Consider the following 15,374-nt stretch of genomic DNA (forward strand, 5'->3'; position numbering starts at 1 on the left):
GCTCAGAGTCCCAATACTTGGCGGATCGCCGCAGAGTTGCGGCTGATCTTGTTGATGACGGTGGTGTCGCTGCCGGGGTCGTCCAGGTACTGGTCGAGCAGGTCCGGCGAAACCTGGTTGATCACGCGCAGGCCCAACTGCGCAGCAGTGCTCGGCGGCGCCGAAGCTGCGCTGGTGAACACGGGGGACCGCTGCAGCGTGGGCATCGCTGCCACATGCCCTCCGTCGGCATAGCCACGCCAACGCTCAAGCGCGGCCATACCCACCCTATTGAAGTCGTAGAGGAATGCCAGGGCGCCAGGCTGGCGTACTACTTCCTGACGATGGACGAATTCACCCGCGTGGACCGTGCCGGCCTCCTGATACTTGCTGCCAGGGCCGGTGTAACCGCCTACCGCATAGCTGGCGGCCGCTCTCACGGCCGACGCAGCGGCCATCGCCTGTGCCGCAGCCTGCATCTGGATGGCGGCAGCCGTCACCGCAGATGCCCCAGTGATTAAGCCCGCGCCCGAGGTGCTTAGCGCGGTTGCGCTGGTGGCCACTGCCGTGGCGCCGGCGGTGACGCCGGCAGCGGCAGTCGACAGAGCTGCTGCTGAAGCCTGAGTCGCGGCAGCGGCGGCCGCGTCAGTTCCGGCATCCACCCCCTTGTCGAACACCATCGACGTGATTCGATTGGCCAACGCCTGCGACCACTGATCGGCCACGAACTCGGCCAAGCCGCTGGAAACGGACAAGAAGAATCCGCGCACTGCGTCAGTTAACGAGGCGCTTCCATTTGCCAGCGACATAAAGGCTTCTTTGAAGCCGTTCTGAAGCGTCGTCCTAACGGTTTGCTGAAGCAGGTTCGTGGTCTGAACCATTTCCTTGAGCTTCAGGTCGATCTGATCGACCGCGGCGATTGCTTCCGGCGTTCCCAGTGCCATTGCCGCTGCTCGCATCTGCGGAACAAGATCCCGCAAGGCCGAGCTCTGCTTCTGATACAGGTCAACCACGCGTTGCTGTGCGTCGGCTTGCGTGATCAAGCCTGCTTCCAGCTCCACTTGGATTCTTTGCTGGCCCAGTGCGATGCCGGCCATGACCTGGTTGTAGGTGTCCTGAAGGTTCTTCAGATCCGTGCTGGCCTTGCTCAGATTGAGGAGCTTGGCAACATCTGCAGCGTCAGCAGACCGTCCGGCGGCTTCCAGCTCTTCCTTCAGCTTCGTCAGTTCACGCGTGGTCTTGGCCAACTCCGCATCCGGCCCTCGGCCCTGCAGAGCTGCAATGCGATCGCGGATCTCCAGCATCTTGCGGTCGGCCTCGACCCGCAGGTTGGCCAGATCCAGCTTCTTGGCTTCGTCCAGCAACTCCTGCTTGGTCTTCGCCGAAGCATTCTGGAAGTTGCCCTCAGCAATAGCTGCCTGGATGCGGGCAGTCTCGGTCGCTTTCTTGCGAGTCTCATCCAGGGTTCCGACCAGATCGATCTGTTGCTTGAGTCGCTCCAGCTCTCGCTGTGCTGCGGCCTCATCCTTCTGACCTTCCGTCTTCGGCGCTTTCCGGGTGCGCTCTTTGAACTTCTCCTGCAGCTGGGCAACCCGCTTGTCGTAGGCACCGCCGCTGACGCTGCCATCGTCGCCGAAGCTGACACCCTTGAGGAGGTCGCTTCCTGGATTAGCCTTGCGCAGCTCGCGGAACTGCTTGGCAACCTCTTCGGTCGCCTTCTTCAGCTTCTCCGCTTTGCTGGCACCTTCCTCCAGACCCGATGCGATCGCCTTGGCGGCTTCGACGCCGGCATCCTGGATGCGCTGGGCTTGGCCGGCGCTCTCGGCAGCATTGACGTCACGATCGTAGGCGGCCCGAGCCTTGCGGAGCCGGTCCATCTGCTTGATCTGCAGGTCGTAGTAGTAGCTGATGGCTGGCGTGTTGCCGTTCTTCAGCGCCTGCTGCAGCTGCTCGGTCGTACCACGCATCGCCGCAGTTTCCGCGCGGAGCATCGCCTCGGAGTCGGTGCGGCCAATGTCCTTCAGCCCTTGCCAAACCCTCTTGAGCGTACGGGCCACTGCATCCCATGCCTGCTCCAGATAGCCCGCCCGTGATTCCATTTCTTTGACGCGCTGGTCACTGACATTGGCAATCGCCTCCAGCGCGGCCTTGGCGGCATCGGTCGCCTTGCCCTGGTCCTCCAGGGCTCGAACCTGTTCGTACACCGCTGCGGTGAGGAAGTGGTACTGCTCGTTGAGCTTGGCCAGCGTAGCCGAAGGCGCCTTGGAGACCTCGATCACCTTGGCGGTGGTGCCGTCGATCGACTCGCCCGTCAGCTTGGCCAGGTTGACCGCGACACTGATTGCAGTGGATAGCGTGTTGGCCGTCAGCTTCCCACTGGAAGCAAGCTGCTGCGCGGCCGCCGTAGCATCGGAGTACTCGCCGGTGACCGCACCGACGGCATTCGCCTGGGCATAGAGCTGACCGCTGGACACGCCAAGTGAATGGCCGGTCGAGATCACAGCGGCGTCAAAGGCTCGCAGCTGCTTGTAGCCCTGCAGCGCTGCAAAGCCAACAACACCCAGCCCGGCAGCCACACCGCCCAGGACGACCACCGCGGGGTTGAGCGCACTGGTAAGTGCGCGGGCGGCGGGGACGACACCGCCGAAGGAATCCTTCAGCTGGCCGCCCTGCTGGATGGCCACCATCCAGATTGGCATGCCGCTGACGATGCTGGTGGTGATATCGGTGATCTGCGCCGGCAGCTGGCGCATGGCCATCTGGTACTGGCCGGCCGAGATCGCCCCGGCGCCCAGGCTGCGGCTGGTCGCTTCGGCAACCTTGACCGCGTTGCGCTGGACGTTGATGCCCGCCAGGGCGCGGTTGTACTGTTCGCGACTGATGCGGCCGGCATCTACCGCCGCCTTGAGTTCCTGCTCGTCCCGCTCGAGCTTCTGCAGCTTTACTGATGCACTGTCATAGCGCCCCAGGGCGCCCTCAACAGCACGCTGACGCTGTTGCTCCGACCGAGCCAGGCCCGCTTCCTGCTTGTCCAGCGCCTTGAGCGCGCTGTTGTAATCCTCGGTGGTGATCAGGCCGCGCGCCATCACCCGATCAAGCATCGCCTCGGTGTCGGCCAGATCGGACATGCTCGCCGCGCCGCGCTCCAGACGTGCATCGAGCTCGGAGATCAGGCGAATCTCATCGGCCACTGTGTTCTGTACCGCTACGCCGGACATTCGGACGCGATCTGCGGCGGTGGCCACATCCGCCGACATGGCCTTAGCTGATTCTCCTGCCGTGGCCATGCCCGCCGCGCCGGCGGCCGCCTTCTGGCCAGCATCCTCCATTTGGCTGCCCGAGGCGGCACTGCTGCGCGCGGCCCTGTCCAAGGCATCAGCGGCCTTCTTCGCCTCTTTCGTGACGTCGCCCAGGCCGGCGCCGGCATCCTGGCCGGCACCCTTGACCGAGGCGAGCCCCTTCTGGACCACTGGCAGCGCCTGGCGCACCTGCTCGATGTCCAGGGCGATGCGCATCGCCAGTTCGAGGTTGCGCGAGGAGGCCATTGTTATTTCAGATCCTTCAGCAAGGTGGTCATCGAATTACCGCCGGCGTACGCAGCGTTGGCATCGGTAATGCGCTCCCGCCGTGCCCGCCGCTGCTGAGCCTGGACGTGCTCCCAGGCGAGGGATATCTGGCGCTTGGTCATGCGACCGATATCGCCAAAGCTGCGGCCGTAGCCAGCGTTGATCAGGTCGGTGAAGACGCGTCCGTAACCGACGGGAGTGCCTTTTGACTGACGGCGTTTCGGAGCAGGCGGCGGAGAAAAAAACTGCTATTGGCCTGCCACCACAACAGCAGCATGTGCTCGCCATCGGTTTCGTTGAGCGTCTCCAGCCACGCTTCCTGCTCCCGCACCTCGGCTGCGTGATCCTTGGCATCAGCCGGCGGCGCCGCGATCGAGCATGCCAGTAGATGCCGGATCAGATCCGGGTGGGACATCAGTGCATCCATGACTTGCAGCATGGAAGGCGGATCGGCGCCCTCGAACAGCGGCTGCAGGTCCGTAACCAGCGGTGCGGCGGTCTGCAGGATGCGGGCGGCCTCAAAGAAGCCGTACTCGCGCACCGTGATGGTCTTTCCGCCGAGCTGCCCCTGCTGCTGGCCGGCCAACACGTCCAGCTCACCGGCTATGGCCCCCGGATCCGTAGTGCCGGATCCGGGGGACCGCTGACCGACATTGCCGATCACCTTGGCCATCAGGCTGCATCCACCAGCAGGGCACGGGCGTACAGGCCGAAGCGCGGATCGGCCTGCCGCACCGGGTCAATCTTGGCCTCGCCGGTGAGCGCAATCTCGCCGAAGGAGTCGTTGATCAGCGACAGCGTCTCCGAGGCCGGGAAGGTGACGCGGTGAACCTCGCCGCGGAAGCGCATGGTGGTGCCATCAACACTGTTGACGCCGTCGAAGAGTACGTAGTACTCGGACTTGGTGCTTTCGAAGACCTTCACCAGGCTGTGCGCAGCGTACTGATAGGTCTTGGCCACCACCGCCGTCTTAGCGGTGAGGAAGGTGACGATGCCGGTGGTCAGGTTGACGGTGTAGTCGGTGTCCAGCACCAACGGCGCGGCTGGGGTGCCGCCCTCCAGAACCAGTGCACTGATCGCCGCATACTCCAGCGCGACCACATCACCCGGCTTGACCGTACCAATGGCCTCGTTGGCTGCTGAGCCGGCAGCCAGCTCCATGCGGGTGCCGTCCGTGGCCAGCGCCAGGTGATCGGTGTTGAGCTGGCCCAGGGTCAGATTGACGCCGAGGTTGCGCTCGGTGGTCATGGTAGCGCCGACACCGCGCACACCGGACCAGCTTTCCTTCTTGGTTTCACGAGTGCTGGACATGGTCAGCTCGAGGACGCTGGCGTCATACGCCCAACGCGCCGGTGCGCGGCTGCCGTCGGCATTGCGCAGGCCCAGGTACACGCGACCCTGCAGGGAGAAATACTCGGTATCGGACATGGCTTACTTCGCCTCCTGGGCGATGGCAGCAGTCGCCTGGCCGTTGGCCTTGCGCGACGGATTGGGGGAAGAATCGGCGTCGGGAGCGTCAATGAAGCCGCGCTCAACCGCCCAGGGCACCAGGTCGGCAGGAAGCTCCACCGTTTCGCCTTCCGCAATGGGCTTGCTCGCAAGCGTCAGGCCCGCCTTCTTGATCGTGTGCTTCTGAGTGGTCTGGGTAGTCATCGCGGAATCTCGGGTTGAAGAACGGCTTGGGTCTTCCATACGTCGACCCACAGGGCGGTGGCAGCGTCGTAGTCCTCGAGGTTGCCCTCGATGAGCTGGCAGGCACGGCCACCAGGAATGGGCGGTGTCCAGCCCAGCAGCGGCTGACGAACCTTGCCCAGCAGCAGGCGCAGCTCATCGATCACCTGCGCCCCACGCTGCTCGCGGTAGTTGCGGCAGACGGTCACCACCGCGAAGTTCACTTCGACCAACTGCGCCAGGCGCGACTGCTGGCCGGGGATCGAAACGCCGGTTTTGGTCTCCAGCGGCATCTCCCGGGCCAGCAGCACGTAGCAGCACGGCGCGGGGAAGTCGCGCAGCGCTGTAACAGCAGCGTAGTCGGCGCTGCCCTGCACCTGGCGCAGCTCCTTCTCGCTGACGCCCTGGCGGATGCGATCGCGCACTAGCCCGATGTCGAAGGGCTGCGTGCTCACCGGCCGTAGTCCTGCAGGGTGCGGTGGCTAAACTCCCGCGGCGGCGCGCAAACCTCTGGCGCACCGCTGCTCGGCGCCGGCAGCGGATCATCCTCACCAAGGCTGAACTCGCCCTTGCGCACCTTCTCCAGAAAGGCAAGCGCCTCCTTGTAGTCGCGCACCACCGGATCGGTGCGTTCCTCGGTGTTGACTCGATCCTTGTGCAGCAGGTAGCGCGCAATCCACCGTGCCCAGGTGGACACGATGCCCGGTACCGGCGCTGGCAGCGGTACCGGATAGGGCTTTGGCTTGCGCATGACCAGGTAGCCGTTGATCACGCCATCGGCATCGTCCAGAGCGCGCTGCACGTGCGCGGCCGCCTCATCGGCGATCGCCACGTCGGCCGGGTCGAATGCGCTGCGATCACTGCCGAGCAGCGTGGCATCCATCAGCGCATCGTCCACAATCGGATAGCGCTCCGGCGTGGCCACCTGCGCCAGCTCCTGGGCGAGCTTGGCCGCCGACAGCAGTGCGAGCGTGCAGTAGGACATGACGGCCGGTTACTCCAGCTCTTCCGGGGCGACCGGGTCGTCACCGAGGACACCGGCATCCTGGTAGGCCTGCGCCTCTTCCCACGTCATCTCGATCCACGCCGGCGGCTTGACGACGACGTCGTTGTGCTTGAACGGGCTGAGTACTTCAAAGCACATAGGCAGCCAGAGACCATCAGAAACCAGTGCATTGGGCGAATCGGCTCCACCGGCGGCAACCTCAATGGTGATGTCGGCTTCCGGCGACGGAGCACCCGCGTCGATGGCGGCGTCCTGGTCCGCTGCCGGATGGTCAGACTGCAGCGGGTCGACGGCAGCACCATCGCCTGCGGAGGCCGCCGACGTGGCGGTCTCCAGCTCACTGTGGCCTTGCTCCGGCACCAAGCCGTCCGTCGCCGGCGGTGCGTCGGCAGTCTTGTCTTCCGTGACGACTGGCACGTCGGCCGGCTGGTCGTCCTGGACGGTCTTGGGTGCGCTGGGCGGCGCAGTGCGGGGCTTGGCCACGACGAGTTCTCCGAATAGGTGTGGTGCCGTGCTCTCCGGCTGTCACGCATGGTTCTGCTGTGCTCCGCACGGCCAGGCCCGCGTTTGCCTGGTGCTGCCGCTCGCTGGGTTGTACGGGTAAGGCGGCAACTGCGCCGACTATCCTTCGCCGGCGCCGGTCATCAGTTGCCTGCGCCGCTGATCAGATAGCCGGCGGCCATGCCTGCCAGGACCGGGGTGGCATCGTTGCTGACCCCGTAGATCCAGCTCTTGGCGCTGTTGTCCCAGTAGGGAACTTCGACCAGGGGCATGCCTTCGATGCGATAGCCATAGCCGTAGCTGGGCTCCTCGACGTTGGCGTTCACGTCAGCGCCAGGGCTGACGTAGGCCAGAACAGCCGAAGTACCCCAGACATCACCGAATGCGCCATTGTCATCGGCCACCACACCGCCGCCGACGACGATGTTGTCGATCTCGAAAACCTGCTTGAGCAGATCCAAGGTGACCTTGCGAATGCCGGTGCTGGCCGAGCGGTCAATCAGCTTTGGATGCTGCTTGAGCTGCTTGAACGCCTTGGCAGACAACAGCATGGTGTTGGGATACAGACCGATGCTGTCACGCACAGCTTCCTTGCCGGTTTCGACGTCCTGCGCGGGGTTCGAAGCAGCGTTGGACCACACGTTGTTGCCAGCCAGCGCGACTTTGTGGTCGTTGTCGTAGTTGGCTGCATTGGTGGCGATCTTGGCGCTGTCCACCTCGTATTCCAGCAGCAGCGAGCGCAGCACGATGTTCACGGCCCGGGTGCTCAGGTTGATCCCCGGCACCTGGCTTGCATCTCGCATATGTTCACGCGGCACCGGCGCTTCCAGTGCGCTCGGGACGATGGCGTACGGCTTGCCCTCGTAGCCGAAGCGGATGCGCTTGGTATTGGCACCGGGGGCGCGCTTGGCGTTGTAGATCTTGAAGGACTCCTTGCCGAACTCGATCACCTGGCCGCCATAGGCGGCGACGTCGGCGAAGGGGAACAGCGCGGTGGCCACGAGCTGCGCCTGGCGGTAGCCACGGGCGTGTTCGGAAAGGATCGGGTCAACGACGCGAACCTGGCCGGGGGTCATTTGTCCAGACATGTAAATCTCCTACGGCACTAGCCGGTCAGTTCGGGATGAGGATCACTTCGAGGACATCGCCATCGGCGGTGGCCGTGGCGCCAGGCGCCGCACGGGCAACGACCTTGCCGGCGTCGGCGGTGATGGCCTTGCCATCGGCACCCACCTGGAGGGCGGCGCCGGCAGCGATTGCGCCACCTGCGGTCACTTGCGTGGTGCCCAAGACGTCGACCGGCGCCAACTGCCCGACGGCGGCATCCGAGCGCGCAACCCCGCAGGCGTTGCCGCCGGCAGCGGCGACTTCACCGGTCGGCGAGACGAAGCGGTTGTGGGTGAGGGCTGCCGCGGCCAGCACGGACAGCGTGAGCAGAGCGATGTTCTGGGACATGGTGGGCTCCTGGATGGGAAGGTCAGCCGCCGACCGCGGCGACTGCAGCCGCCCAGGACGTGCCGGGGTGCTGCTGCTGGTAGGCCTTGGCCTGGTTGAACAGATCCGCGCGGCCGGCATCGACATGCGTGCCCGGGGGCGCGGCGAAGTTCGCCGCTGCGTTGGGTGCGTCGCCACCGGACTTCTCGCCGAAGTCCACTGCCTTGGGCAGGCTGGTCAGCAGCTCGCGCAGGACCGACTCAGCTGGCTTGGACACCGTCGTTTCGCCCTCGGCGAAGTTCAGCGGTTCCTTGCCATTCGGCTGGGCCAGCAGCAGCTCCACCACGGCCGGCTGCTGACGGGGCAGCAACTTGCCTTCCTTCACCAGGCCTTCGGCGAACGCCACCGCATCTTCGCGTCGGGCGGACTGCTCACGGGCGGCGAGGGCCTTCTCGCGAGCGTCCAGGGTGGAAGCCTGCTGGTCGAGCTGCTGCTGACGCTGGGCGTGCTCCGGGGTGTTCTGCTGGGACATGGGGTCGATCTCCGATTTGACCTGTTCACGAGTGGGAGGTGTTGCCGGGATGGGCGCTGGCGCGCCGATGGCGCTGCGCGGGAACTGGGTGAGCAATGGCGACGCAAAGAGGGCTGAGTTGCGCGCTTCGTCGTCATCGCGTGTGCTGCTCTCGATCCCACGGATCTGCCAGTCGGGAATGACCTGGTCGGCCGTCTCAAGGCCCTGGGTGTCGATCAGCCAGTCGCGGAAGCGGCGGAACAGGTCCGTCAGCGTCCAGCCCAGCGGGGCCAGCGACATGGCAAAGCAGGCGGCATCGTCGCCCTCAGCGAACGAGGCCGACTTGAGCCCTTTCACTGCCGGCGGCTGCGCGCCCAGGAAGCCGATGTGGCGCAGGTAGTACTTTCCCGGCGTCGGATTTCCCGGCGAATCGGGCATGAAGATCGAAGCGCTGATCTTCTTGAAGCGCCCGTTGTTGACCAGCTCTGCAAAGGCAGGATCAACATTGTGCGGCTCGGCGACGAGGAGGCCGTCCTTGGCCTGAAGAGTTTTGCCCCAGCCATAGGCCGGATCGTCAGTCTTGGGATGGCCCACCACGATGGGTGCCTCATGCAGTGCCGGATCGTAGCTATCGGCGATCTGCTGCACATCCGCTTCGCTGAAAGTCAGCGTGCGGCCGTCTTCGGCAACGTGCGTGCCGGCTTTGAAGATCTGCAGGGTGGCGGCGGGCTGGTTCATGCCGCCAGTTTTCCCGCGTCAGAACACGCTGTCTTTGAAACTGGTTTCCAACTTTCCCGGGCAGCGACAGATTGGTTCATGTCGCCAGTTTTCCCGCAGTGCCGTCTCACGCATTGGGACCGCATTCTGCAAGAAACGTCTAACAGAGATGGACGATCCGCGTGCAGTGATCTTGTTGCGCGGATGCAGGCACCGACGCGGCCTTCAGAGGTGTGTCAGACACCAAGCAGCCACCGATGACGTCCGAGTGTGGCGGCCCCAGCATGGAGGCGTACACAGCGCCTCCTACGCAATGATCACTCGAAGGCGCCGCTCACGTGATCCTGGGCGATATCCAGCAGCTCCTTCTCATCCTCGCGACTGACACCGAGCCACGGGCGAGCGGCGATGGTGTTCGTGTACGCGGGCATTGTGACCGAGCGCTTGTAGCGCGCGTTCCTACGACTGGCTTTGACGAACCGGCTGCCGCCCTTACCCGTCTTCAGGTGGATGTTGGCCGGACGCGCGGCGCGTTGGATGGTGCCGCCGAATTGGTGGATGGCGCCATAGGGTGCATTGGTACCGACCAGGACGGCATCGTTCCCGTCCGTTTGCCATGAAGCCATGTCACCGAGCATGTGGAAATCGAACTTCAGAATCGGCACGCCAGGGCGCTTCTTCTGTTTCCAGCGCTTGTAGCTTGGCTCAAGCGCGCGCCATCGATGTCCAGTCGGGTCACGCTCCTTTGCGGCCCGCTCGCGCGTGGACCTCAGCAGGTACTCGCCCCAGTCCTTCAGGATCAGCTGGCGCGCCTCGCCTTCCAGCTGCCGCAGCGCTTCGGCCAGACCGGGTGTCGCCGAATCAAGGGTGACTTCGAGCTGCGCCATCAGATATCTCCCTGCAGCAGCTGCAGCGTGCCATCGGCAACGCCGCGCTGGAGCTCGGCGGGCATCAGCATCTGCAGCTGGGACTGCACCGTGCTGACGCCCGTTTCCGAGATGGCCACATCGACCACTATGAAGGCAGGACGTCCCACCGCCAGCACATAGCGCAAGCGGCCTGCGGCAGCGTCCAGCAGGATGGCCACCGCATCGAGAAGGCGAATCGGCAGCTCGGCTGCGGCGATGGCCACCGCGCCAGGCCGAGTGATGGGGAGCTGCTCGGCCAACACGGCAAAGGCCGCCGTCGCTGGGCGAACGGTGGCACGCTGCAGCTGCGATACCAGTCCAGGCGACAGTGCCCCGGCCAGGTAGCGGGCAGCGTGGGCAGCATCGGCATCAATGCTGGCCAGCCAGCTGGCATAGCCGGCCTGCAGAGCATCCCTGGCGCGCGGCCGCGCCAAGGCCTGGGCAGCGCTGGCCGCCGCTGGCGCCGCCGGCAACCGCGCTCCCGCCTCCAGGGCGTTCTGCAGAGCGGAGGTCAGCTGCCCGGTCAACGATGGTGGGGTGACCGGACCACCGCGGCCACTGGGCCAGTGGTCGGCCGTTGCACCCGGCGCGTAGCCGAACCCTGGATCGACGCCTGCCGGCGTCAGCACGGTGCGCGCCCCACCGGGACTGCGCTGGCCGACGATCACCGGCTGCATCACGATCTCGGGAGCCTTGTCGGGACCATCCTTGCCCAACCGGCGCAGGTCGCGCTCGTTGAGCGCATCGACGTAGCACTGGCAGCCCCAGCCGTTGGCTGGATAGTGGTAGCGCCACCACGGATCGTCGTGGCGCAACACCATGCCGTTCCAGGATACGTGCAGCGGCCGCGGATGTTCGACGGCGTCGTTGTGGTTGTAGCGCCAGAACGGCCGAACCTTGATCAGCTGCTGCAGCTGGGCCCAGCGGCCGGCGTTGTAACTCTGGCGCAGGTTGGTCTCGTAGATCACCCGCGAGCGCCAGTTCCGGCCGCCGTTGTAGTCCCAGCCATGCGTGGCCACGATCCGGTCGAAGTCCTCCCGGAACTGTTCCAGTGTGCGGCCTTCGGCGATCACCCGGTCAATGGACTGCCGGAAATCGGCCAGTAGCGCGTCACGGTTGGCGCCGGCCACCATGAAGCTGGTGTCGTGCTCGGATTCCCAAACGTCGAGGTAGCTCTCGGTCAGCACGTTCTTCTTGCGACGGAAGAACTCGATCTGCTCCTTGAAGGGCAATTGAGCGTAGGCAACCGCAGCCATTGATCAGTCCCCCGCGCCCTGGATGTCGGTACGGCCGGCCAGCGTCGCTGCCGTCATCGCATCGGCCATCACCGAGGCGTAGTCGTCCAGGGTCATGTTCGGGTGCAGCTCAAACAGCCGGTCGCGCAATTGCTCCAGCGAGTCGACCTCATCAACCAGCTGGCGGATCTGCTCGACCCATCCAGCACCAATGGGCGACAGCCGGCGATCGAGCTGCTGGCCCAGCTCGACAGCGGGATCGGGCGTCTTCGGGGTGGCGTCGGCAAAGGCGGCGGGATAGTGCCTGCGCAGCAAGCTGACCACCGCACCGCTGGCGTCGGCGAACTGGGCGCCATCGATCGCCGTCGGTACCGCAGGCGGATCCTGCGGCGCCTGGACAGGCTCGTAGTTGTCGCCATAGGTCTGATCCATGTAGACCTGCTTGGGCTTGTAGCCGAGGTCGAGGATCTTCTTGTCGCGGCTGGCGGTAGCGTCCAGATCCTCCGGCTCTTCCGTGACGCGATAGACCCGAGGAATGGCTGCGCCGGGGAAGTTCCATTCGGTGAGCCAGCGCGCTGGCCCCTTGTTGAAGGACTCGCACACCAGGTCGGCATCGGAGGTAATGATGTCGCGGCGCACCTCGCGCTGCAGCTGGTCGTTGCCCAGCTTGCCGGGCGTGCCCTGGGTGCTGGCGGTCTGGCCCAGCACCACCTTCTGGATGGTGGCATCCATGTAGTCCTGCAGGGCCTTGTAGTCGGCCGTGCCACTACGTCCGGCCTCCAGCAACGCCAGCTCCATTCCCTTGGGCATGATGATGCCGCTGTCGGTCTGGATCGCGCGGGTGGCCTGCAGCAGCTTGGCCTTCTCCGGATCGGTTGCGTTGGTGTCGTACTTGCCCACCGCGGTGGGCATGCCGAACTTCTCAAGGAAGATCAGCCAGAACTTGAGCCCGTTGCGCTTGAACAGCACCGGCCAGTACAGCCAGTGCGCCAAGCCGAGGCCGTACGGCTCATCGTCGTGGTCGGCACCGGAGCAGAAGTTCCAGAAATAGGGCGCGTGCGCCGGCACGCCCTCGGTCATCTGGGTCTGGGTGAGCAGGCGCAGATCACCTTCCTTGCCGTAACGGAAGCGCCGACGGTTACGGACCTTGATGTCCTTCAGGCCGATGCGAGTACCGTCGACCTTGTACAGGATCTCCGCCACGCCATAGCCGTAGAACACGCCGAAGAGCATCTTGCGGGTGACGTTGTCCCAGCCGATGCCATGCAGCTGCTCCTGCAGATACTCTGCCGCCTGGCGGTCGATGCGCTTCTCGCCGCCGGGCTCCACCTGCCATTCGCAGGCCACCACCGAATCCTGGCGAGAGCCGAAGGTGGTCTTCACCTCCGGGTCGGACAGCACCTGTTCGTAGATCTGAAGGTCGTAGCCGCCGCGGTTGCGCAGGACACTGTCAAAGGGCAGCAGCAGTGGCCCGGTGTAGCCACGGGTGATGTCGATGCCATCGGCAGTGGTGGCAATCTCGCGGCCGATCTCTGGGCGGGCGGTGGTCATGCAAATCCTCCAAAATCATTGCCGCCGCTGACCGTGCCGAAGGCATCATCGGTCACGACGGTGGCCACGCCGTCGGCTCGGCCGTCGCCGATGTAGGCGCGCGCACCGGCCGCCTGGAACTCGATGGGCACCGAGGTGACGTGGTTGAGTGCGGCAAACTGCATCAGCACGCCGGCGATCGCGCCGTCGCCGTGGCGCACCAGCTCCGGATCCTGCAGGTCCTTTCGCTCCAAACGCGGCACCATCGGGATGCCGTCGACGTACTCCACTGCGCGGTGGTCGTCTTCCAGGGACGCGTCCCTGGGTAGGCTGAGGAAGCCGTCTTCGAACAGCGCGATGTACTTGGGCATCCATTCGCCGTACCAGGGGCGCGACAGGGTGACCTCGTGGATTGGGCCACCGATGTAGCGGCCCGTCTCGGTATCGAGCTCAGCCCGGCCGTAGCGGTCGCCGGTGTACTCCATCAAGGTCTGGCCGGGACCAGTGGCATCGCCGGCAAATGACCAGCGACCAGGGAATCCTTCCTTCAGCGCGTCCAGCAGCGCCCACAGGATCTGCTCCTGCTGGCGGGTGGGCGCGTTGGCCATCTCGATCAGGAACGGCACGTCGCGGCGCAGATCCTGCCCGACCTTGGCAGGCTTGATGACCGAGAAGTGACGGTGGCGCGCGAAGTCCATGCCGATCGCCCAGCGCCCGGTGAACCCGGCCACCGCAGCACGGAGCACTGGCAGCAACGTGGTAGCAATCCAGACCGAGCACCAGATCTCGCGCTCCTTCTCAGAGCGCTTGGGGAAGTCATCATCGAAGACCAGGCGCAGCACGGGCCGGACCTCGGGCATGGCCCGATCGATCCAGACCGAAGGGATGGCTGAGCCATCGCCATCGCGCGGGATGACGTCCAGCTCCTCGCGCATGGCGGCCTTGCGCGGGCCGTAGGCCGAGCGGATGGCGGTGTACCACTCCTTCTTGCCCTCGGCGGTGGCATCCTTGCCACGCATGGCGCAGACCCGCTCGTACAGGCCATTGGACACCGCATCATCGAAACTGATGCGGATGACCCCGGCCTTCTTGCCGTAGCGGCCGGCCTGGACGTCCTGCACCAGCTGATTGAACGGGTTCTTCTTGCCACGGTGGGTGGACCACACGCGGATGCGGCCACCCCAGATCAGCAGCGCGGTGGCCGACTCGAGCACCTTGGCCACGTCCTTGTGCAGCGCCGCTTCGTCCAGGTCGACCACGCCCTGCAGGCCGTGGATGTTCTCCGGGCGCGAGGACAGTGCCGTGATACGGAAACCACTGGCGAAGCGAACCCGGAATGCCTGGATCTGCCGACTGGTGCCGTCGGGCTGCTGGTCCTGGAAGATGTGCTGCTCGATCCGCGAGGCCTGGCCTCGAGCGATGATCGGCGCGAACTTGGCCACGTAGCCAATGAACTCCAGGCCCTTTTCCTTGGTGTCGGCCATATACCACACGTTGTCACCGCCGGCGTCCTTAGCGGAAGCCGCAGTGATGGTGTCGGCCAAGGCCTGGGCAAAGGTGATGCCGGTACGGCGCCCCTTCTCGCAGACCGCGATATCCAGCCCTTCCTGCATCCGGATCCATTCGGACTGATGGGCCATCAGTACGCCAGCCTTACTGATGTCGAAGTTGGCCGAAATGGCGCGCACGCTCTCGGGCAACTCATCCCAGTCCAGGATGCGCTCGGTATCGGGCAGGGAACCGAGTGCGCTCACTTAGCCGACCCCATGCAGTACTTGGTTCTTCCAGAAGTCCACCCCGGCAGCGTCCAGGCCCTGTGCGCGTGCCGCTTCCTCAACCCGGCTGGCAGCGTCGATCAGCGCCTTCTGGCGGATCTCGCCGGCCCATTTCTCGCGCACGATGGAAGAGCGGGTCAGTTCAGCAATGGCCTTAGCCGCCTTGCTGTACAGCGCAATGCGATCGGCTGGGGAAATGTTCTCATCGTCCTGGTCGGCCGCTTCCTGGAACTGCAGCAGCGCTTCGAACAGGTCGGTCTGCAGCAGGCCCAGCAGTGCACTACCGCGCTCGGCGGCATTATCCGGCGCCTGCTCGGCCACCAGCTTCATGGCCTCGGTGCTGGCACTGATCGAGGCCAAGCGGCGCTTGAGCCGCTTGGCCCGCTCGTTGACGGTGGTCTTGCTGATCTCATAGCCCTGCTCGCCGAGCCATTCAGACAGCGAAATGCTGCCGCCGAAGGCATTGGCGACCAGGCGCCGATCCAGCTCGTCGCGCACCTCGGCCGGCAATAGGTCGATCTTGCTCACGGGAGGCATGGGA

Annotated in this window: 16 protein-coding genes; all 16 read right to left on the minus strand. The window is 65.1% G+C overall.

The genetic code is table 11. The features are described from left to right. Window positions 1–2: 2 nt before the first annotated feature. On the minus strand, window positions 3–3,524 hold the full coding sequence (locus CKW06_RS04795) for a phage tail length tape measure family protein (RefSeq protein ID WP_024957626.1): 3,522 nt from the start codon (window positions 3,522–3,524) through the stop codon (window positions 3–5). 2 nt (window positions 3,525–3,526) lie between these two features. Continuing rightward, the gene (locus tag CKW06_RS23470; RefSeq protein ID WP_153857040.1) at window positions 3,527–3,667 is read right to left on the minus strand and encodes a hypothetical protein; all 141 of its coding nucleotides are present in this window, start codon (window positions 3,665–3,667) and stop codon (window positions 3,527–3,529) included. Window positions 3,668–3,708: 41 nt separating this feature from the next. Beyond that, on the minus strand, window positions 3,709–4,218 hold the full coding sequence (locus CKW06_RS04800) for a DUF6631 family protein (RefSeq protein ID WP_024957625.1): 510 nt from the start codon (window positions 4,216–4,218) through the stop codon (window positions 3,709–3,711). Continuing rightward, window positions 4,218–4,973, minus strand: coding sequence for a phage tail tube protein (locus CKW06_RS04805; RefSeq protein WP_024957624.1), 756 nt, complete (start codon window positions 4,971–4,973; stop codon window positions 4,218–4,220). Before CKW06_RS04805 ends, CKW06_RS04800 begins: the two co-directional genes overlap by 1 nt. Before the next feature lie 3 nt (window positions 4,974–4,976). Then, window positions 4,977–5,198 carry a hypothetical protein gene (locus CKW06_RS04810; RefSeq protein WP_024957623.1) on the minus strand — a complete coding sequence of 74 codons (222 nt, stop codon included), beginning with the start codon at window positions 5,196–5,198 and terminating at the stop codon, window positions 4,977–4,979. Next, window positions 5,195–5,671: a phage tail terminator protein gene (locus tag CKW06_RS04815; RefSeq protein ID WP_024957622.1), complete on the minus strand. Its 477-nt coding sequence runs from the start codon at window positions 5,669–5,671 to the stop codon at window positions 5,195–5,197. Before CKW06_RS04815 ends, CKW06_RS04810 begins: the two co-directional genes overlap by 4 nt. Continuing rightward, the gene (locus tag CKW06_RS04820) at window positions 5,668–6,201 is read right to left on the minus strand and encodes a gp436 family protein (RefSeq protein WP_024957621.1); all 534 of its coding nucleotides are present in this window, start codon (window positions 6,199–6,201) and stop codon (window positions 5,668–5,670) included. Before CKW06_RS04820 ends, CKW06_RS04815 begins: the two co-directional genes overlap by 4 nt. A gap of 9 nt (window positions 6,202–6,210) precedes the next feature. Further along, window positions 6,211–6,705 (minus strand): hypothetical protein, encoded by a 495-nt coding sequence (locus CKW06_RS04825; RefSeq protein ID WP_024957620.1) that lies wholly within the window; start codon window positions 6,703–6,705, stop codon window positions 6,211–6,213. 161 nt (window positions 6,706–6,866) lie between these two features. Then, window positions 6,867–7,811, minus strand: a complete 945-nt coding sequence (locus CKW06_RS04830; RefSeq protein ID WP_024957619.1) for a major capsid protein — start codon at window positions 7,809–7,811, stop codon at window positions 6,867–6,869. Between the two features lie 25 nt (window positions 7,812–7,836). Next, window positions 7,837–8,178: a capsid cement protein gene (locus tag CKW06_RS04835; RefSeq protein WP_024957618.1), complete on the minus strand. Its 342-nt coding sequence runs from the start codon at window positions 8,176–8,178 to the stop codon at window positions 7,837–7,839. A 22-nt stretch (window positions 8,179–8,200) separates the two neighbouring features. After that, a complete protein-coding gene (locus tag CKW06_RS04840) occupies window positions 8,201–9,316 on the minus strand; it encodes a peptidase (RefSeq protein ID WP_143566002.1) in 1,116 nt (371 codons plus the stop codon). Window positions 9,317–9,702: 386 nt separating this feature from the next. Then, window positions 9,703–10,272, minus strand: coding sequence for a phage virion morphogenesis protein (locus CKW06_RS04845; protein WP_024957616.1), 570 nt, complete (start codon window positions 10,270–10,272; stop codon window positions 9,703–9,705). Continuing rightward, entirely contained in the window at window positions 10,272–11,549 is a 1,278-nt protein-coding gene (locus CKW06_RS04850; protein ID WP_024957615.1) for a phage head morphogenesis protein, read from the minus strand. Before CKW06_RS04850 ends, CKW06_RS04845 begins: the two co-directional genes overlap by 1 nt. 3 nt (window positions 11,550–11,552) lie before the next feature. Then, entirely contained in the window at window positions 11,553–13,079 is a 1,527-nt protein-coding gene (locus tag CKW06_RS04855) for a DUF935 domain-containing protein (protein WP_024957614.1), read from the minus strand. Further along, window positions 13,076–14,812 carry a hypothetical protein gene (locus tag CKW06_RS04860; RefSeq protein WP_024957613.1) on the minus strand — a complete coding sequence of 579 codons (1,737 nt, stop codon included), beginning with the start codon at window positions 14,810–14,812 and terminating at the stop codon, window positions 13,076–13,078. Before CKW06_RS04860 ends, CKW06_RS04855 begins: the two co-directional genes overlap by 4 nt. Further along, on the minus strand, window positions 14,813–15,361 hold the full coding sequence (locus CKW06_RS04865; protein WP_050426959.1) for a DUF3486 family protein: 549 nt from the start codon (window positions 15,359–15,361) through the stop codon (window positions 14,813–14,815). Between the last annotated feature and the right edge of the window lie 13 nt (window positions 15,362–15,374).

This window comes from Stenotrophomonas maltophilia (assembly GCF_900186865.1).
In the GTDB taxonomy this organism is placed as follows: Bacteria; Pseudomonadota; Gammaproteobacteria; order Xanthomonadales; family Xanthomonadaceae; genus Stenotrophomonas; species Stenotrophomonas maltophilia.